This is a genomic window from Bradyrhizobium sp. BR13661, assembly GCF_029892425.1.
Taxonomy (GTDB): Bacteria; Pseudomonadota; Alphaproteobacteria; order Rhizobiales; family Xanthobacteraceae; genus Bradyrhizobium.
This window is the reverse complement of record NZ_JARXWB010000009.1, coordinates 208,600-227,169: the sequence shown is the minus strand read 5'-3', so window position 1 is coordinate 227,169 and position 18,570 is coordinate 208,600. Positions and strand designations below refer to the sequence as shown.

The window sequence follows — 18,570 nt, the reverse complement described above, 5'->3', positions numbered from 1 at the left end:
CATGCACGTGCCGGTCCAGGCCATCGACCGCGAGATCTGGCGCGACGGTGTCGCGTCAGAGGGGACGCGGCTGATCCCCGAGGAGACGCCGCTGGCGCTGACTTACAATGGCGGCACCTATGCCGTCATGATGGGGACGCCGCAGAACCTGGAAGATTTCGCGGTCGGCTTCAGCCTGGACGAAGGCATCATCACATCGGTCGACGACATCAAGTCGCTCGATGTGATCAGGCTCGACGACGGCATCGAGCTGCGGATGTGGCTGGAGCAGGACAACGCCGCACGCATCAGCGAGCGTCGCCGTCACATCGCCGGCCCCACCGGCTGCGGCATCTGCGGCATCGACTCCATCGCCGAAGCCATACGGCCCGCCGCGATCGTGTCGCAGGGGCACACCTTCACGCCCGACCAGGTCATGATGGCGATGCAGACCATCGCGCCCCTGCAAGCGATCAACATCCAGACCCGAGCGGCTCACGCGGCGGCCTTTTGGTCGCCCGCAAACGGTATCGTGGCCCTGCGCGAGGACGTCGGCCGCCATAACGCGCTCGACAAGCTTGCGGGTTCGCTGGCGCGCAGCCGGACCGACGCGAGCGGCGGCCTGGTACTACTGACCAGCCGCGTCTCGGTCGAGATGGTGCAGAAGACCGCAGCCATCGGCGCGCCCGTGATGGTCGCGGTTTCCGCTCCCACCGCACTCGCGGTTCGCACCGCAGCCGCGGCCGGCATCACGCTGATTGCAATCGCCCGCAGCGACGGGTTTGAAGTGTTCACGCATCAGGGCCGCATTACGGCTCCTTGCGCTCCGGAGATCATCCATGTCGTCGCCTGACCGTCTCGTCTACATGGCCAACCAGATCGGCACGTTCTTCCGCAGCCAGGGCCACGACAAGGCCGTGCCAGGGATCGCCGACCACATCAAGAAGTTCTGGGATCCCCGGATGAAGCGCGCGATCTTCGCGCATCTCGATGCCGGCGGCGCAGGCCTCGAGCCGAACGTGCTCGAAGCCTTGACCTCCCTCAAGCAGGCAACTTTCCTTCCAGAAGCGCGTTGAACACGCGCCGCACTTCGCTCTGCGTCTCCTTCACGCGCGCTTCCAGCGATGAGAAATCCGGCGCATCGCCGGCGCGTGCCATGACGCGCTGAAGATCGGTGCCGGCGGTTTCCGGCTTGAAGCGATCGCTGACGCAGAGCCGCAGGATCTGCGTGAGATCGTGATAGAGCCGCGCCGCGGCGCGCAAAATCTCCGCTTGCGATTGCGGCAGCACGCCAAGCCTTGCGGCATTCTCCAGCACCTGCACGGTCGAGACGTCGAGAATGTCGGGCTTGTCATGGGCATGGACGAGCTGGAGATATTGCGCGATGAAGTCGATGTCGACCATGCCTCCTGAAGCGTATTTGAGGTCCCAATAATCGGTCTCGCCCTTCTCCTGCGCGATCGCGCGGCGCATGTCGGCGACGTCGTTGGCGGTGATCGCAGGGTCGCGACGGCGGGTCAGGACCTCGCGGATGATGCTCTCGATCCGTGTGGTAAACTCCGGCGATGCCGACACCACGCGCGCGCGCGTCAGCGCCATGTGCTCCCAGGTCCAGGCCTCAACGGCCTGGTAGTCCGCGAATGACACGAGGCTCGACGCCACCGGCCCTGCGCGCCCCGACGGCCGCAGCCGCATGTCGATCTCGTAGAGCACGCCGTAATTGGTGCGGGTCGTGAAGGCACTGATCAGGCGCTGGGTGAAGCGGGCGAAGTAATGCGCGCCATGGAGTGATTTCTGGCCGTCCGAGTCCGGGTTGTCGCTGTCGAAATCGTAAAGCAGGATCAAATCGAGATCCGAGGACGCCGTCATCTCGCGGCTGCCGAGCCGCCCCATCGCGATGATCGCGGTCTCCTGCCCCTTGATTCGCCCGTGCTGGGCGGCAAAGCGATCGGCGACGAGGCCGTGAACGGTGTGGACGATGCCCTCGGCCACGTCGGCGAAGGCCGTGCTCGCCTGCTGCGCCGAGACGGTGCCGGAGAGGATGCGCGTGCCGATCAGGAACAGGCTCTCCTGCCCGAACAGGCGAAGGCGGTCCAGAAACTCCTCGTAGGAGCCGGCGTCCTGCACGGTGGTCGCCAGCCGCGCCGACAATTCCTGACGATCCGGCATCGCACCGAAGAAGCGCGGATCGATCAGGCCGTCCATCAGCTGCGGTTGCCGCGCCAGCATCTCGCCAAGCCGGGGAGCTGCGCCAAGCACGAGCGCCACGAGCGCGACGAGATCGCGGTTCTGGCCGAGCAGCGTGATCAGCCGGCCGCCGCGCTGGAGCGCCCCAAGAAAATGGTCGAACGCGACGACCGCCCGGTCCGGCTCCTCGGCATGCGCGAGGCCGTCGATCAGGGCCGGCACGAATTCGACGAAGGCGTTTCGCGTCTGCTTGTTGCGGAAGACGCGGTAGTCGCCGGTGAGCCAATCGCGGATGGTCTGCGCCACGGCCGCAGGCTTCTTGAAGCCGAGCGTCGTCAGGTGCTGGAGCAGGCGCGGATCATCAGGGCCGGCGCGATAGTCGATCGCCGGCAGGCTTGCCGTGCCGGTGGGATCATCGCCTTCGAACAGCTTTTCGTAATGTCCCTGGACGATCTCGAGCTGACGCAACAGATCGCGCGCGAAGGCCTCGCGGCTGTCATAACCGAAGAACCAGGCGAAACGTTCGACTGCCTCCTTGTCGTCAGGCAGCGCATGGGTCTGCTCGTCGGCGATCATCTGAAGACGATGCTCGACCCGGCGCAGGAATTCATAGGCCGTGGTCAGTTCGTCGCGCGCGGCGGATGTGATCCAGTCGCGCGCAGCGAGGATGTTGAGCGCGGCAAGCGTCGGCCGCACCCGCAGTTCCGGATGGCGGCCACCGGCGATCAGCTGCTGAGTCTGGGCGAAGAACTCGATCTCGCGGATGCCGCCGCGGCCGACCTTGACGTTGTGGCCCTCGACCGCGATGTCGCTTTGACCGCGATAGGTCTGCATCTGCCGCTTCATGTCGTGAACATCGGCAAGGGCTGCGAAATCGAGATGCTTGCGCCAGACGAAGGGCGCGATTTCAGCAAGCAGCGCCTCGCCCGCCCTAGCGTCGCCGGCGCAGGCACGCGCCTTGATCATCGCGGCGCGCTCCCAGGTGCGGCCTTCCCGCTCGTAATAGTTCAGCGCGGCGTCGCGCGAGATCGCGACTTGCGTCGAGGACGGATCCGGCCGCAGCCGCAGGTCGACGCGGAACACATAGCCGTCATATGTACGCTGCTGGAGGATGCGGGCCATGCCCTGCGTCACCCGGACGAAGAACGGCTGCGGCTCGATATCGCCCGCAAGCGTCGTGGCGTCGGGATCGAAGAAAACGATGAGATCGATGTCGCTGGAGTAGTTCAGCTCGCCCGCGCCCATCTTGCCCATGGCGAGCACGATCAGGCCGCAACCGACCTCCGGTGCCTCAATATTGAGCGGCAGGATCTTTCCACGTGCGGCCTCCTGACGCAGCAAATATTGGAGCGCCGCCTGCACCGAGGAGACCGCAAGGTCCGTCAACGCCGCCGTCACCCGCATCACCGGCCAGACCCCGCCGATGTCGCACAGCGCGATCAGCAGCGCTGCCTCGCCTTTCATGCGGCGGAGCAGCCGCATCACCTCGGCCTCATCGGGTGCGGCAAGCACGGCGCCCCTCGCCGCCGCAATCAGCACGGCCAAATGCGCATCCGGTTCGCATTCGAGCAATCGGATCAGGCGGAACGGATCGGCGCGCACCAGATCGAACAAATAAGGCGAGAATTCCGCGATACCCGCGAGAATATCCCGCGCGAAGGGATAGGCCAGCAGCACCTCCAGACGGGCCGATTGCGCCGGCTCGAGCTCGGCCAGCCAATTATCAAAACGTCGTTCGTCTGATCTGGAAACGGCAACATGGGGAGCCTCCACAAACCGCGTGGCCAGGCTCTCACCATGCTTGTCCGCGTTTCCCGGCGCGGATTGGTTCATGCCACCTTCTGTGGCACATCCGGCATTGGCGGAGCAACCCTGTCGCCGGCCGCTCCCCGCGCCGGTAGCACCAGCGTGGCGACGAGACCGGGATGGGCATCGCCCAGCCGCAATTCGCCGCCATGCAATGTGGCGACGGCGGATGCGAGGCTGAGGCCGAGGCCGGAGCCCGGCATCGTGCGGCTCGCTTCCAGCCGCACGAAGCGCTCGATGGCGTGCTTGCGATCGCCTTCCGGAATTCCGGGACCGCGATCGGTGACGCTGAGCAACACCTGATCGCCCTCGCGCCTCGCCTCGATCGTGATCTGACGCGCGTCCATGCTGACCACTGACCCCGCCGACGGCGCCGCCGGCTTGCCGTATTTGATCGCATTCTCGACGAGATTGGCGAGTGCCTGGCTGATCAATTCGCGATTGCCGTGAATCGGCGCCGTCTGGGTCTTGACCTTCAGGGTCATGCCGTCCTCTTCGGCGAGCGGCTCGTAGAGCTCGTGAATGCCGCCCGCGACTTCGGCGGCATCGAAATCATCCATGTTGCCGCGCGCCTGACCGGACTCCGCGCGCGCGATCATCAGCAGCGCATTGAAGGTGCGGATCAGCCCGTCGGACTCCTCGATGGTCCGTTCCAGCGCGGCGCGGTAATCGGCCTCGCAACCGGATTTCGCCAGCGCCTCCTCGGCCCGGTTACGGAGCCGCGTCAGCGGCGTCTTGAGGTCATGGGCAATGTTGTCGGAGACTTCCTTGAGCCCCGACATCAGCGCCTCGATCCGCTCCAGCATGGCGTTGAGGTTCTCGGCGAGGCGGTCGAGCTCGTCGCCGCTGCGCCCGACCGGCAGGCGCTCGCTGAGATCGCCGGTCATGATGCGATGCGCTGTGCCGCTCATCGCATCGATGCGCGTCAGCACCCTGCGCGCGACGAAGACGCCGCCGCCAAGGCCGAGCACGACGACGATCAGGATCGACCATTGCGCAGCCTTGGCCACGATGCCGAACAGGCGCCGCCGCTCGGCAAGGTCACGGCCGACCAGGAGCCGGAAGCCGTTCTCCAATTCGGTGACGCGAACCAGCGCGCGATGATCGCGGTCATCGGTGTCCTCGATCCGCCGATAGGCGGTCTCCGACCAGCCGCGCGTCGCCATCACGCCGGGGGCCAGCGAACCGACATTGCCGGCGATCGCCTGACCGGTCGGCGTGGTCACGAGGTAGAGATTGGCACCCGGCCGCAGCGCGCGGGATTCGATCGTGCGCACCAGGCGAAACATGCCGCCGCGGCCGTAGATCTCGTTGATCTCCGAGGTCTCGGCATTGACCGTCTGCGTAATCTCCTCGGTGATCATCCGCCGCGTGTTCCAGGCGAAATAGCCGAGCAGCGACGCCGCGAAGATCGCGAACAGGAACAGGTAGACCAGCGTCAGCCGGAATGCCGTCGTTCGGATCAGTTTACCGAATGCCGTCACGGATCATGTACCCGGCGCCGCGGATCGTGTGCAGCAGCGGCCGCTCGAATCCCTTATCGATCTTGGAGCGCAGCCGCGAAATGTGCACGTCGATCACGTTGGTCTGCGGATCGAAATGATAGTCCCAGACGTTTTCCAGCAGCATGGTGCGCGTCACCACCTGGCCGGCATGCTTCATGAGGTATTCGAGCAGGCGGAATTCGCGCGGCTGCAGCGTCAGCTCGTCCTTGCCGCGGGCGACGCGGTGGGAGAGCCGGTCGAGCTCGAGATCGCCGACGCGGTAGAGCGTGTCCTCGGCAGGTCCGCCGCGACGGCGCGACAGCACCTCGACGCGGGCGAGCAGCTCGGCGAAGGAATAGGGCTTCGGCAGATAGTCGTCGCCGCCGGCGCGCAGACCCTTGATGCGGTCGTCGACCTGACCGAGCGCGGACAAGATCAGCACAGGCGTCGTGTCGCCCTTGTCGCGTAGCGCGCCGATCAGCGACAGCCCGTCGCGCTTCGGCAGCATGCGATCGACCACCAGCACGTCGTAATCGCCGCTCTCGGCCATGGCGAGGCCTTCCTCGCCGTCGCCGGCGTGGTCGGCAATGTGTCCGACCTCGCGAAACGCCTTGACGAGGTAGTCGGCGGATTCGCGGTCGTCTTCGATGATGAGGAGGCGCATCGTGCGTTCGGCGGCGGTCAAGGAGGTCAACCTTCTCTAAACATGGCGCGAGCAGCAATCGCATGCAAGCCGAGTGAACCAGACCCGGGTAGGCAAAAAGGCGGGCGGTGAAGCTGGGGGGACCTCACCGCCCTAGACCTTCCGACGGAGGGGGGCGTATTTCCACCGGAAGGTAGGCATGGGGAGCGCGCGTTGCGCTGCTCCCCGGAAGAATGCCGACGGCGGGGGCGACTAAGCCGGCGACACCTTCATCTCGCGAGCCTCCTGAGGCTCAGCCCTGGTTAGCCCTTGCTCAGCCCTTGGCAATGGGCACCGCGACGAAGCGCGACTGGCCGCCGCTCTTCACGCGCATCAGGACGCTGTTCTTGTTGTCGGTCCGCGCCGCGGTGATGGCGTCGCGGACATCGCCGGCGGTGCTCACGCTCTTGCCACCGACTTCGAGAATCACGTCGCCTTCCTTGAAGCCGCGCTCGGCGGCCGCGCTCTTCGGATCGACTTCGGTGACCACCACGCCGTCCTTGCCGGCGCCGGCCACGGAATTGGCAGGTGCAACTGTCATGCCGAGCTTCGGCACGTCGGTGCCCTTGCTGGCGCCCTTGCCGTTGTCGTTATCGATGTCGGCCTTGGCCTCGACCGTGTTCGGCAGCTGGCCGAGGGTGAGGTTCACGACCTTGTCCTGGCCCTTGTGCAGCACATTGAGCTTCACGGACGCGCCGGGCGGCATGCCGCCGATGGTGCGGGCGAGCTCGCGCGCATCCTTGACGGATTCGCCGTTGACCGATGTGATCACGTCGCCGGACTCGATGCCGGCCTTCGCGGCCGGACCCTCCTTCTGCGGCTCCGCCACCAGCGCGCCTTCGGCCTTCTTCATGCCGAGGCTGTCGGCGATATCAGAGGTGACGGGCTGAATCTGCACGCCGATCCAGCCGCGGCTGACCGAGCCCTTGTCCTTGAGCTGGGCCACGACGCTCTTCACCGTCGCAGCGGGGATCGAGAACGCGATGCCGACGCTGCCGCCGGAGGGCGAGTAGATCGCGGTGTTGACGCCCATCACTTCGCCGTTGGTGTCGAAAGCCGGACCGCCGGAATTGCCCTTGTTGACGGGCGCGTCGATCTGGATGAAATCGTCATAGGGACCGTTGCCGATGTCGCGGCCGCTGGCCGAGACGATGCCCGCGGTGACGGTGCCGCCGAGACCGAAGGGATTGCCGACCGCGAGCACCCAGTCGCCGATCCGCGGCTTGGCGTCGGCGAGCTTGGCGAACGGGAAGTTCGAACCGCCCTCGACCTTGATCAAGGCCAGGTCAGTGCGCTGATCGGAGCCGATCACCTTGGCGCTGTAGGTCTTGCCGTCGTCGGTGGTGACCTCGACCTTGTCGGCGCCGTCGACCACGTGGTTGTTGGTCACGGCAAAGCCGTCAGCAGAGATGAAGAAGCCGGAGCCCTGGCCCTGCACGACGCGGCCGCGACCGCCGCCCTTCAGCCCGGGAATGCCGTCCGGACCGCCGAAGCGACGGAAAAAGCGCTCCATCGGCGAGCCCGGCTGGAACGGCGATTGCGCGTCGTCGCCATCGTCGTTGCTTGCAGTCTTCTCCTTGATATTGACCTTGACCGAGATCACCGAGGGCTTCACGCGCTCGACGATGTCGGCAAAACCGATCGGACGCTCGACCTTCTTGACCTCGTTGTTGACCTGCGCGTTGGCCGGGGTGGAGAACAGGTCGGCAGGCGACGTCGACGGGCTGAAGCCGTGGACCGCGATGCCGAGACCGGCGACGACCGAGGCCATCAGCGCGATCCTGCGGGCGGAAAACAGCGAACGGCGGGGCTGCCGGTAGGACGGAAGGTTCGTGAGGTCGATACGGTCGGTCATGCAGAGGTCTCCAGGGCCTTGAAATCCTTTTGGTGCCTGATGGCAGCACCTTACGGACCTGAAGATGGGGGCTTCCGCCTTACCGCGCGCTGGCTGCGGGGTTAAACTTTTGTAATGAAGGGGGCCCAGCGCTGCGGCTGTTTAGCGCAGGCCAAAAATCGCGGTCTTACAGGAACTTAATGAGGTTCCTGAGATCGGTGCCGACACGCTATCCCACTCCGTCAGCTCGCCCTGACGCTGACGATGAATTCGTCGACTTCGCGCTTGAGGGTCTCGGCCTGCTGCGACAGGTCGACCGCGGAATCCCGGGCTTCAGCGGCCATACGGCCGGTCTCGGCCGAGGTCGAGGTGATCTGGACAATGTGATTGGAGACGTCGAGCGTTCCGCGTGCCGCGTCCTGTGCGCTGCGGGTGATGTCCTGCGTGGCGTTGCGCTGCTGGGCGGTGTCGACCTCGATGCCGGACATGATCGACGAGATCTCCGACAGCGTCTTCGAGATGGCGTCGATCGCGCCGCGCGTCTCCGCGGTGATGCCCTGGATGCTGGCGACGTGTGAGGTGATCTCCTCCGTCGCTTTGCTGGTCTGATGCGCGAGGCTCTTCACTTCGGAAGCAACCACCGCAAAACCCTTGCCGGCTTCGCCTGCGCGCGCCGCCTCGATGGTGGCGTTGAGCGCCAGCAGATTGGTCTGCGATGCGATCGCCTGCACGAGCTGCACGACCTCGCCGATCTTGTCGGCGGCATCCGACAGCGTGTGGATGGTATCGCGGCTCTTCTCGGCTTGCGTCGCTGCACCCTCGGCGCGCTGGGTCGCGTCCGTGACGCGGCGGCTGATCGTGCCGATCGAATTCGTCATCTCCTCGGCGGAGCCCGCGACCGTCTGCACGCTGGAGCTGGCCAAGCTCGCGGCGCTCGCGACCGCGTTGGCCTTGGTGCTGGTCTCGTTGGCGGTCTGCGACAGCGTCTCGGCGTTGCGCTTCAGATGCACGGCCGAGGACGCCACACTGTCGACGACGCTGGCAACGAGCTCGTTGAAACTCCTGATCCGGGCATCAAGATATTTCGACCGCTCGGCCTGGTGCTGTGCTTCGTGGAGTTGCTGAGCGGTAAGATGGCGCCGCTCGATCCCATTGGTCTTGAACACTTCCAGCGCGCCGGCGAGCAGACCGATCTCGTTGGTGCCGCCGAGGCCCGGTACCGGTGTCTCGAACTTCTGGTCGGCGACCTCGCGCATGGCATGCACGATCGCCGCCAGAGGATGAAGGATGCCATTGCGCACCGCAAACCAGGTGGTGAGGCAGATCGCGACGGCGACGACGGCGATCATGCCGCAAGCGGCCAGGAAATAGGAGAATGCGGCCTGGGCTTGCTGGTAGATCTGCATCGCGTGGTCGTGCGCAGGACCGCTCAGCGCGGCGAAGTCGGACGACAGGCTGGTGATCTCGTTGTTGAGATAGAGCACCGCGACGAACCCGGTACCGCCCCCGATACTCAGCAGGAACAATAATGCAGCGACGACGGCACCGACCAGAAAGCGGATCGTCAGATTGCTATTCGTGAACATGGGGGACTCAAGATTCTGGAATCAAATCTTGCGACAGGGTTCCAGACAAAGGTCAACATAGCATGAACCACGCGGCACCAGCCCGCGGGCGGGCCAGGTGGCACTGCGTAGCCAGAACGATTGATGCAGCTAGGAAGATCTGCCTTCGTCCGACATCAGGGCCGCGAGCCGCCTCTCTTCGTCCGGCGTCAGCGGCGGCGCTGGTACATCTGCACCACTTTGGGAGCGGCGACGATTTTGCCGCCAGAGCGCAAAGCCCCCACCGGCCAGCAGCAGCGGCGCCAGCAGCCACAACAACATGGTCTTCTGTTCGAAGCGCGGCTTCAGCAGCACGAACTCGCCGTAACGCGCGACCAGGAAGTCGAGCACCTGCGAATTGCTGTCGCCGGCCGCGATCCGCTCGCGCACCAGCAGCCGCAGATCGCGCGCGAGCGGCGCATCGGAATCGTCGATCGACTGGTTCTGGCAGACCATGCAGCGCAGCTCGCGCGACAGATCGCGCGCACGCGCCTCCTTCACGGGATCGGACATGATCTCGTCGGGCTGCACGGCGTGCACCGCGGGCACGGCCAGCAGCATCAGCGCGACAACGGCGGACATCATCCGGCGCATCGATCACTCCGCCGGTTGCAGGCGCTGCCTGGCCCGCGCCGGCTTCGGCGCACCGACCCGCAGGCGCCGGTCGGACAACGACAGCATGCCGCCAAACGCCATCAGCACCGGCCCCCACCAGATCAGAAGCACGAACGGCTTGTGATAGATGCGGACGGCGATCGCACCCTCTGCGGTGACGTCGCCGAGGGAGATGTAGAGCTGGCTCGCGCCGCGAGTCAAAAGTGCCGCCTCCGTGGTCGAGGAGCCACGCGTGGTAAAACTGCGCTTCGACGGCGTCATGACACTGAGCGCTTCGCCACCGCGGCTGATGTTGAACTGGGCGACCATCTCGCGGTAGTTCGGCCCCTGCCGCTCGAGCAGGCCGTCGAGCTTCAGGTCATAGCCGGCGACCCGCGCGACATCGTTCGGCTTCATCGTCGCGATGTACTCGCTGTTCCAGGTGGTCTCGCAGACGATCCCGATCAGCGCGACGCCCAGGCCGGCATGCGCAAACGCGGTGCCCCAGGCCGAGCGTGGCAGACCGCGCGCACGGTGCAGCGTCGTCACGAACGGCAGGCGAAACAGGCCGGTCCGTTCTGCCAAATCCGTCATGGCGCCGGCGATGACGAAGACACCAAGCCCGATCGCCAGCGGCGCCAGCGCGCTGCCGCCGCGCGTCCAGGCCCAGACAATAGCGATCACGACGAGACCTGCGACACCGGCCGCCAGCAGGCGCTGGGTGACACCGAGCAGGTCACCGCGTTTCCACGCCAGCATCGGCCCGAACGGCACGGCGAGCAGCAGCAGCGTAAACAGCGGCACGAAGGTGAGATTGTAGAAGGGAGCCCCGACCGACATCTTGAAGTCGGCGAGCACTTCCATCGCCAACGGATAGAGCGTTCCGAACAGCACGACGGCGCAGGCCACGGTGAGCAGCAGATTGTTCAGCACCAGCGCGCCTTCGCGCGAGATCGGCGCGAACAGGCCGCCCTGCTTCAACGAGGTCGCGCGGCCCGCGAACAGCGACAGGCTGCCACCGATGAACAGGCAGAGGATCAGGAGAATGAACACGCCGCGGGTCGGATCATTGGCGAAGGCGTGCACGGAGGTGATGACACCCGAACGCACCAGGAAGGTGCCGAGCAGCGACAGCGAGAAGGTCAGGATCGACAGAAGGATGGTCCAGACTTTCAGCGCGTTGCGCTTCTCCATCACCAGCGCCGAATGCAACAGCGCGGTGCCGGCGAGCCACGGCATCAGCGAGGCGTTCTCGACCGGGTCCCAGAACCACCAGCCGCCCCAGCCGAGCTCGTAATAGGCCCAGTACGAGCCCATGGCGATGCCGAGCGTCAGGAAGATCCAGGCGACCAGCGTCCACGGCCGCACCCAGCGCGCCCAGGCCGCATCGATCCGCCCCTCGATCAGCGCCGCGATCGCGAAGGAAAACGAGATCGAGAAGCCGACATAGCCGAGATAAAGCATCGGCGGATGCACGGCGAGACCAATGTCCTGCAGCACCGGATTGAGATCGCGTCCCTCGATCGGCGGATTGACGATGCGCAGGAATGGGTTCGAGGTGATCAGGATGAAGAGATAAAACGCGCTGGCGATCCAGGCCTGGACGGCCAGCACATGCGCGCGCAGCGACAGCGGCAGATTGTTGCCGAAGGCCGCGACCAGGGCGCCGAACAGCGCCAGGATCGACACCCACAGCAGCATCGAGCCTTCATGGTTTCCCCACACGCCGGTGATCTTGTAGATCAGCGGCTTCATCGAGTGCGAATTCTCGTAGACGTTGGCGACGGAGAAGTCCGAGTTCACGTGCAGCGTTACGAGCGCAATGAACGAGGCGCCGACGAACAAGAGCTGCGCCAGCGCGGTGGAGCGCGCCACGTTCATCAGCGCGGGATCGCGCAGGCGCGCGCCGATGACAGGCACGAAGGACTGGATCAGCGCCAGCGCGAGCGCCAGCACCAGTGCGTAATGTCCGGCTTCCGCGATCACCGCACCGCTCCCTGCGAATTGCCCTGCGCCGTGGTCGCCGCGGGCTTTCCGCCGTAATCATCCTTCCAGTGACCCTGCTTCTTCAGGGCATCGGCGACATCCTTCGGCATGTAGGTCTCGTCGTGCTTGGCGAGCACGGTGTCGGCCTTGAATACGCCGTCGGCATCGAGCGCGCCCTCGGCGACGACGCCCTGCCCTTCGCGGAACAGATCAGGCAGGATGCCCTTGTAGGCGACGGGCAGCTTGGCACCGCCATCGGCAACTTCAAATGTCACCGCCAGATTGTCGCCGCGATGGAGCGAGCCCGGCTGCACCAGGCCGCCAAGACGAAAACGTTTGCCAGGCTGGACATGCTTTTCGGCCACCATGGTCGGGGTCGAGAAGAACACGATGGAGTCGCGAAGTGCGTTGAGCACCAGCGCGGCCGCAAGCGCGAGCACGGCGAGCGAGCCGCCGATGATGGTCATACGTCGCTGCTTTCGCGTCATGGCGTGTCCGTTCTCCGCTCGTCTCGTGCTGCGACTGTCATCCGTCGAGCCCGAGGGTCCTGAGGCCTTCGTTGAGCTGGCGCAGCCGCTCGGAATCTTTGGCAACCGCCTGGCGGGCGTCGGTCGTGGCACCAAGCGCCTTGTCGCGATCGCCCATCACGAGATAAGCGCGCACCAGACGCAGCCAGCCCTCGACGTCGTCGCCGTTCTGCTTGAGGCGCGTGGCGAGACGATCGACCATGCCGCGGATCATCACGTTGCGATCGCCGTCGTTCATCTCCTTGGACGCCGCGATGGTCTCGTCGGAGAGCGCCGGCATCGTCACGCCGCCGCCGCCGACCCGCGCGAGCGAGGTCTGCACCAGGGGCCGCCACGGCGCATCCGCCGGCGCTTTCGCGAGCAGCGCGCGCCAGATATTCGCCGCGTCATCCTTGCGGCCGTCCTGCTCGGCCGCGAGTCCGAGGAAATAGTTCGCCTTGGGATCGTCGGCGTTGAGCGCATGCGCGCGCTCGAACTCGGTCTTGGCTTCGGCCGTCACCACGCCGCTGGCGGCGGCCGCGATCGCCTCACCGAGATCGGAGCGGCGCTCGGCGCTCTCGCCGTTATAGGTGATCGAATTGCGATAGGCGCGCACGGCCTCGTCGAAACGGCCAAGCCGCTCCAGCACCGGCGCGAGCACGTTCCAGCCGCGACCGTCGGCCGGATTTTTTTCCAGATGTTGCTGGACCTGCTCGACGAGGTTCTCGAGCGACTGCGCCATATTGGTGCCAGCCCCGCGCTCCCGCTGCGCCAGCGGGAAGTCGCGAAGTGCGGGCGAGCCGAGCGGCGCGTAGATCGCGACCGCCACCAGAGGCAGACCGACGAGCGCCAGCACGGCCGCCGCACGGCGCCATTTGGGGTTGGATGCGGGAGCGATCGCGGACTCGCTGCTGTCAGCGGCGAGAAGCCGGCGGCTGATCTCGATGCGCGCCGCCTCGGCTTCCGGCGCGGCGATGAGTCCTGCGGCAAGATCGCGCTCGATCTCGGCCAGCTGGTCCTTGTAGACCGCGACTTCGCTGCCTTGATTGTCGCGACGTCCGCCACGGCCGAGCGGCCAGAGCACGGCGAATATCGCCGCGACCGTCATCAGCGCGAACACGAACCATAGCGTCATCAGGCAAGCTTCCGGCAGCGCGCAAACCGCGCCTCCATGTGGCTTTACACCACGGCCGGACGATGCGGCAATTGACAATTGTCAATTTGGCGCGAGCCGCACAGTCCCGAAATGGTGAAAATCCAACGACTTAGCCGATCTCGAAGTCCGCGCTTTGCGCGGCGTCCTCGCCATGTCCGTTGAGGGCCCTCAGGAAGTATGTTCCGGGCTCGATAGCGTCGGGCAATCTGATCCGAAGCGCCCCGACGGGAACGGGCGATGCAACCCTTGTCACGGTCTCGGGCAACTGCCGACCGCTCGCCTTCTCGACCAGCACCACCTTCGCACCGACCATCAGCCGTTGATATTTGGCAACAATGACGCGGTTCTCAATTTCGATGGAGCTGATAAAGGGTTTCATGCGCCCACAGATAGAAATTCCAAATGCTTGCACGGGAGCGTAGGGCCCGCAGCCGGCAAGGTCAACCAGAAATTGTGAATACGAAAAAATACCCCTGAATCAGCTCGCGCGCGTCGATTTGCGCTCCACCGTCGCCGCGTTCTCCGCGGCCCGGCTCATCAGCGAGGCGTAATCGTCGCCGAACAGCACCTGGCAGAAGCGGATCGCGGCCTGCACCTGCTGCTGGCGGTAGGTGCGGACCTTGTGATCGGCGCCCCGCAGCGACTGCACCGCCTGCTCGGTCGACCGCTCCACATATTGCTGCAGGTCGGAATAGGTGCGCAGCGTCACCTCGTTGATCGCAAGCTCGCTGGCATAGTTGCGGCAGGTCGCGACGAAGTCGATCAGCGCCACGGTCTCCTCGACCTCGGTGGTGTCGACCCGTGCTCCGGGCGGAATCTCCTTTTCGGGACGCTGGCGCAGGATGCGGCGAACCCGACCGGGAACGCTGTCGATCTCCGATTGCAGGGCATTGGAGATGTCGGCCCGGATCGAGGTCAGCTGCTTGCCCCAGGCGGAATCGTTGCGCAGGTCGAGTTCGGTGCGCAAGCCGCGCACGCCGTCATGCAGCGCCTTCAGATTGTCTGCAACGGTCTCGAAATGACCGCGCTTGATGTCCATGCGCAGATTGGCGGCGACGCGGGACAGGTCGTGCAGCGCCATCGTGACGGCGACGCCATAAGGCGTCGCGGCGACGCGGATCTCGTCATCGGACGCGGCAATCTTGATGGCAAGGCGGATGATCTGCCACGGCGCGGTCATGCGCTGGACCACCATGGACAGCGCAAACGGAAGCATCTGCGGGGTCTGCAGCACGGGAATGTTGAGTGCAGCGGTCACCGAAGCGATCTGGGGATCGCCGAATGTGCGCAGGAAGCGCGGCAGTTTTTCATTGAGCGTGTCGAGGGCCTCGCGAACGGCAAGCAACGCGCCGATCGAATAGAGGTCTTCGATCACATTGGGCGGACCGACACGGGCGAGCGCACGCGACTTGTCGCCGCCACCGGGCCCTGTCAGCTCGAAGATGGCGTCCGCGGCCACGGCCTGGAGCTTGAGCGCCAACGCCTCGACCTGCCCTGAACTATCTGTCACCGGCATGTGCGCCAGCGCCGCCTCGAATTCGTTGATCTTGTCCGGGGCGCCATCGCGGCCGAGCCATTGCCAGATCGGATGCAGCGAGGAGCGGCGGATCTGGCCGACCCGGATCGGGACTCCGGCCTCCACCAGGAACGGCTCCAGCACCTGGAACAGCAGCCGTGACAGATCGTCGGTTCGCGGCGGGGCAGCTTCGTCGGCCTCGGTCTTGCGCACGATCTTGCGCAGCTGCTCGAGCACCAGGGTCGCGACAGCGGTGTCCTGGCCGCGCTCGAGCGCGCGCTCGAACTCCCGCATCAGCAGCGCCTGCGCCTGCGGCGGGAGCTGCGCGAGATATTCCCTCAGCCGCTCGATCGATGTCTGGCTCATGCGCCCGGGTAATGCACGGTAAAATGGCGGACGTAGGATGCGTCCGCGCCGATCATAGGTGGGCGCGCCTTAAGAAGCCGTTGAGGAAGTCAGTCCGAATGCCTCCGGTTTCGCCCGGAAGCCAAAATAATCGTGCCAAATCAGAGGATTAAATTCCCGGCAACACCAGCTCGGCGCGCAAGCCCCCGATCGGCGCGCTGCCCAGCGAGAGGCTGCCGCCATATAGCGCGGCGAGGTCCGTCACGATCGAGAGCCCGAGCCCGGAACCCGGCTTGGATTCGTCGAGCCGCTGGCCCCTGCGGGAGACCTGGGCGCGCTCGGCCTCCGAGAGGCCGCGCCCGTCGTCATCGACGATGAGCCGGAGCCTGAGGCCAGCACCGGCCTCGATCGGTGGCTCGACCAAAACCTCGATGAAGACGCGTGAGGCCGCCCATTTGCAGGCATTGTCGACGAGGTTGCCGACCATTTCCTCCAGATCCTGGCGCTCGCCCCGGAATTTTGCCGACGGATCGGCCTTGGCCTCGACCGCGATGCCGCGACCGCGATAGATCTTTTCCATCGTCCGCCGCAGCGCTTCGATCGCGGGGGCGACCTCCGTCACCGTGCCTACGACCGAGACTCTCGCCGCGATGCGCGCCCGCTCCAGATGATGGGCGAGCTGGCTCCGCATCACGTCGGCCTGCTCCATCACCTTGGCCGCGAACGGATCGGCCGCGTGCGAGCCGGCTTCATTGACGATGACCGAGAGCGGTGTCTTGATCGCATGCGCGAGATTGCCGACATGAGTGCGGGCGCGCTCCACGATCTCTCTGTTGGCATCGATCAGCGCGTTGGTCTCGCGCGCGAGCGGCGCGATCTCGACCGGGAATTCACCCTCGAGCCGCTCGGCCCTGCCCGAACGGATGTCGGCGATGGATTCGGAGATGCGCTTGAGCGGTGCGAGACCGAAGCGGACCTGGAACACGGTGGTCAGCAGCAGCACGATGCCGAGCGCGGTGAAGGTGCCGCCGAGGTAATAGTCGAAGCTCCGCGTCTCGTCGAAAATCTCTGTGGAATCGCCGGCGACGCTGACGAGGTATTTGCCGTCGCCGCCGAGATCGACCGGCCGCTCCACCATGCGCAAATTCTGCCCCTCAGGCCCGTCCACATAGGCGAGCCGGATGCCGGCGGCGGTGAGCTCGGTGCCCTGATCCTCCAGCTTCGGCAGCTTCTTGTCCCAGAGCGATTTCGACGTGCGTACCTCCGGCTTTTCGGTGTCGGTGCGCGTGATCTGCCAATACCAGCCGGACAGCGGCAGCTCGAACAGGGGCTCGCCGAGCGATTGGAACTGGCGGTCAGGCGGCTCGTCGGGGGTCGCGACTTCCGCGACGAGCGTACGCAGAGAGAGATTGAGCCGGCGGTCGAAGGCGCGCTCGGTTGCGTTCTTGTAGACCGACGACAGCACCACGCCCGTAATCGCCAGGATCACCACGAGCCAGGCGGTCGCCGACAGGAACAGGCGGTTCGCAAGCGAGCTGGCGGGCATCGGAATGATCCCGGGAGCATGAGGGGGCATGGCTTCAGCGGTCATGACCGGACCAAGGCCCGTGTCGAGCCGTCCGTCAAGCCCACACGCCTCAGGCGCCGGGGGCCGGCGGCGGGGTCAGGAGATAGCCGAGGCCGCGGACGGTCTGGATGATGTCGACGTCGAGCTTCTTGCGGATGCGGCCGACAAAGACCTCAATCGTGTTGGAGTCGCGGTCGAAATCCTGGTCGTAGAGATGCTCGACCAGCTCGGTGCGCGACACGACGCGCCCCGAATGGTGCATCAGATAGGCCAGAAGCCGATATTCGTGCGAGGTCATCTTGACCGGGTTGCCCGACACGCTGACCCGGCCGGTGCGGGTGTCGAGGGTAACAGGACCACAGGAGAGCTCGCTTTGGGCGTGGCCGGTCGAGCGGCGCAGCAGCGCGCGGATCCGCGCCAGCACCTCTTCCAGATGGAACGGCTTGGCGACGTAATCGTCGGCGCCGGCATCGAAACCCTGGACCTTGTCGCTCCAGCGGTCGCGCGCGGTGAGGATCAAAACCGGCATGGTGCGGCCGTTGCGGCGCCAGGCCTCCAGCACCGAGATGCCGTCCTTCTTGGGCAGGCCGATATCGAGCACCACGGCGTCATACGGTTCGTTGTCGCCGAGATAGTGTCCTTCCTCACCGTCGAAGGCGCGGTCGACGACATAGCCGGCGTCCGTCAGCGCCTTGGTAAGCTGGCGATTGAGATCGGGGTCGTCCTCAACAACGAGCAGGCGCACGCTTCTCTCCAGAAATAGATTGCACAATCGATCGCCAGAGATGAGCAATTCCGGCGTGAACCGAGTATGAACGCACGGAACCGTCTGCGTTACTTTTTAGTCATATACGATCTCTTCGCGTCAAACGCGACCGCGCCCGCCAAGCCACCGGACGAACCGGCAGCATGGCGGGCGCAATCTGTCGCGTATCGCGGCTCTCCGGAAGGTCCGCCCTTCCTGCCGGTTTTCCGTCAGGTCCGGAAGAACACGAACCAGATGACGGCGAGGATCAGGATCGCAAGTCCGGTCGAAATGGCGAGCAGCGCTGCCACCGACGGCCCTGGTTCGCCCTGGCGCGCCTCGGTGGCTGTTTCGACGATCTGACGGTCCTCGCGCGTGGTTGCCATGGTGACCTCAATTTCTGGATGCCGCCCCCGATGACCGCGTCCGATCACGGCCCTGTGTCCTGAGCCAACGCCCGACCCGAATTGATGTTCCGGCTTTTGCTGCCCAAATGGGCCAAACCGCTGGAGTCAGCGACTGGTTAACGCAGTTGCAAGATTCCGCACGGACCTGTGTATGATTCGGTGTTCCCCGATG

General features: G+C 65.4%; 16 protein-coding genes. 2 read left to right on the top strand and 14 right to left on the bottom strand.

Annotated elements, in window-relative coordinates; translation table 11 throughout:
• Position 1 precedes the first annotated feature (1 nt).
• Positions 2 to 832 carry a formate dehydrogenase accessory sulfurtransferase FdhD gene (gene fdhD / locus M2427_RS17590; protein WP_280707730.1) on the top strand — a complete coding sequence of 277 codons (831 nt, stop codon included), beginning with the start codon at positions 2 to 4 and terminating at the stop codon, positions 830 to 832.
• Positions 819 to 1,055, top strand: coding sequence for a formate dehydrogenase subunit delta (locus M2427_RS17585; protein ID WP_280707729.1), 237 nt, complete (start codon positions 819 to 821; stop codon positions 1,053 to 1,055). Before fdhD ends, M2427_RS17585 begins: the two co-directional genes overlap by 14 nt.
• On the opposite strand, the gene M2427_RS17580 is transcribed toward M2427_RS17585, so the two are convergent.
• The 14 genes from M2427_RS17580 to M2427_RS17515 all read right to left on the bottom strand — a co-directional run bounded on the left by M2427_RS17580 (position 1,021) and on the right by M2427_RS17515 (position 18,377).
• Complete coding sequence (locus M2427_RS17580) at positions 1,021 to 3,999, bottom strand: bifunctional [glutamine synthetase] adenylyltransferase/[glutamine synthetase]-adenylyl-L-tyrosine phosphorylase (protein WP_280707728.1); 2,979 nt, start codon at positions 3,997 to 3,999, stop codon at positions 1,021 to 1,023. The genes M2427_RS17585 and M2427_RS17580 overlap by 35 nt on opposite strands.
• Entirely contained in the window at positions 3,996 to 5,456 is a 1,461-nt protein-coding gene (locus M2427_RS17575) for an ATP-binding protein (RefSeq protein WP_280707726.1), read from the bottom strand. Before M2427_RS17575 ends, M2427_RS17580 begins: the two co-directional genes overlap by 4 nt.
• On the bottom strand, positions 5,440 to 6,120 hold the full coding sequence (locus M2427_RS17570; protein ID WP_057753113.1) for a response regulator transcription factor: 681 nt from the start codon (positions 6,118 to 6,120) through the stop codon (positions 5,440 to 5,442). Before M2427_RS17570 ends, M2427_RS17575 begins: the two co-directional genes overlap by 17 nt.
• 292 nt (positions 6,121 to 6,412) lie before the next feature.
• Positions 6,413 to 7,993, bottom strand: coding sequence for a Do family serine endopeptidase (locus M2427_RS17565; RefSeq protein ID WP_280707725.1), 1,581 nt, complete (start codon positions 7,991 to 7,993; stop codon positions 6,413 to 6,415).
• A 221-nt stretch (positions 7,994 to 8,214) separates the two neighbouring features.
• Positions 8,215 to 9,558, bottom strand: a complete 1,344-nt coding sequence (locus tag M2427_RS17560; RefSeq protein WP_280707723.1) for a HAMP domain-containing methyl-accepting chemotaxis protein — start codon at positions 9,556 to 9,558, stop codon at positions 8,215 to 8,217.
• A 129-nt stretch (positions 9,559 to 9,687) separates the two neighbouring features.
• Positions 9,688 to 10,170: a cytochrome c-type biogenesis protein CcmH gene (locus M2427_RS17555; protein WP_280707722.1), complete on the bottom strand. Its 483-nt coding sequence runs from the start codon at positions 10,168 to 10,170 to the stop codon at positions 9,688 to 9,690.
• A gap of 3 nt (positions 10,171 to 10,173) precedes the next feature.
• Positions 10,174 to 12,156, bottom strand: coding sequence for a heme lyase CcmF/NrfE family subunit (locus M2427_RS17550; RefSeq protein WP_280707720.1), 1,983 nt, complete (start codon positions 12,154 to 12,156; stop codon positions 10,174 to 10,176).
• Positions 12,153 to 12,644 (bottom strand): cytochrome c maturation protein CcmE, encoded by a 492-nt coding sequence (gene ccmE, locus M2427_RS17545; RefSeq protein ID WP_280707719.1) that lies wholly within the window; start codon positions 12,642 to 12,644, stop codon positions 12,153 to 12,155. Before ccmE ends, M2427_RS17550 begins: the two co-directional genes overlap by 4 nt.
• Positions 12,645 to 12,681: 37 nt before the next feature.
• Positions 12,682 to 13,797 (bottom strand): c-type cytochrome biogenesis protein CcmI, encoded by a 1,116-nt coding sequence (gene ccmI, locus M2427_RS17540; RefSeq protein ID WP_280707717.1) that lies wholly within the window; start codon positions 13,795 to 13,797, stop codon positions 12,682 to 12,684.
• A gap of 130 nt (positions 13,798 to 13,927) precedes the next feature.
• Positions 13,928 to 14,197: a hypothetical protein gene (locus tag M2427_RS17535; protein WP_280707716.1), complete on the bottom strand. Its 270-nt coding sequence runs from the start codon at positions 14,195 to 14,197 to the stop codon at positions 13,928 to 13,930.
• A gap of 99 nt (positions 14,198 to 14,296) precedes the next feature.
• Complete coding sequence (locus M2427_RS17530) at positions 14,297 to 15,700, bottom strand: hypothetical protein (protein ID WP_280707715.1); 1,404 nt, start codon at positions 15,698 to 15,700, stop codon at positions 14,297 to 14,299.
• A gap of 148 nt (positions 15,701 to 15,848) precedes the next feature.
• Positions 15,849 to 17,225, bottom strand: a complete 1,377-nt coding sequence (locus tag M2427_RS17525; RefSeq protein WP_280707714.1) for a sensor histidine kinase — start codon at positions 17,223 to 17,225, stop codon at positions 15,849 to 15,851.
• A gap of 91 nt (positions 17,226 to 17,316) precedes the next feature.
• Positions 17,317 to 17,991, bottom strand: coding sequence for a response regulator transcription factor (locus M2427_RS17520; protein ID WP_011085905.1), 675 nt, complete (start codon positions 17,989 to 17,991; stop codon positions 17,317 to 17,319).
• A gap of 230 nt (positions 17,992 to 18,221) precedes the next feature.
• Positions 18,222 to 18,377, bottom strand: coding sequence for a hypothetical protein (locus M2427_RS17515; RefSeq protein WP_177248457.1), 156 nt, complete (start codon positions 18,375 to 18,377; stop codon positions 18,222 to 18,224).
• Positions 18,378 to 18,570 lie beyond the last annotated feature (193 nt).

Coding starts and splice junctions, on each gene's coding strand:
- fdhD (WP_280707730.1), top strand. CDS start 2: ATGCACGTGCCGGTCCAGGCCATCGACCGCGAGATCTGGCGCGACGGT.
- M2427_RS17585 (WP_280707729.1), top strand. CDS start 819: ATGTCGTCGCCTGACCGTCTCGTCTACATGGCCAACCAGATCGGCACG.
- M2427_RS17580 (WP_280707728.1), bottom strand. CDS start 3,999: ATGAACCAATCCGCGCCGGGAAACGCGGACAAGCATGGTGAGAGCCTG.
- M2427_RS17570 (WP_057753113.1), bottom strand. CDS start 6,120: ATGCGCCTCCTCATCATCGAAGACGACCGCGAATCCGCCGACTACCTC.
- M2427_RS17565 (WP_280707725.1), bottom strand. CDS start 7,993: ATGACCGACCGTATCGACCTCACGAACCTTCCGTCCTACCGGCAGCCC.
- M2427_RS17560 (WP_280707723.1), bottom strand. CDS start 9,558: ATGTTCACGAATAGCAATCTGACGATCCGCTTTCTGGTCGGTGCCGTC.
- M2427_RS17555 (WP_280707722.1), bottom strand. CDS start 10,170: ATGCGCCGGATGATGTCCGCCGTTGTCGCGCTGATGCTGCTGGCCGTG.
- ccmE (WP_280707719.1), bottom strand. CDS start 12,644: ATGACGCGAAAGCAGCGACGTATGACCATCATCGGCGGCTCGCTCGCC.
- ccmI (WP_280707717.1), bottom strand. CDS start 13,797: ATGACGCTATGGTTCGTGTTCGCGCTGATGACGGTCGCGGCGATATTC.
- M2427_RS17535 (WP_280707716.1), bottom strand. CDS start 14,197: ATGAAACCCTTTATCAGCTCCATCGAAATTGAGAACCGCGTCATTGTT.
- M2427_RS17530 (WP_280707715.1), bottom strand. CDS start 15,700: ATGAGCCAGACATCGATCGAGCGGCTGAGGGAATATCTCGCGCAGCTC.
- M2427_RS17525 (WP_280707714.1), bottom strand. CDS start 17,225: ATGCCCGCCAGCTCGCTTGCGAACCGCCTGTTCCTGTCGGCGACCGCC.
- M2427_RS17515 (WP_177248457.1), bottom strand. CDS start 18,377: ATGGCAACCACGCGCGAGGACCGTCAGATCGTCGAAACAGCCACCGAG.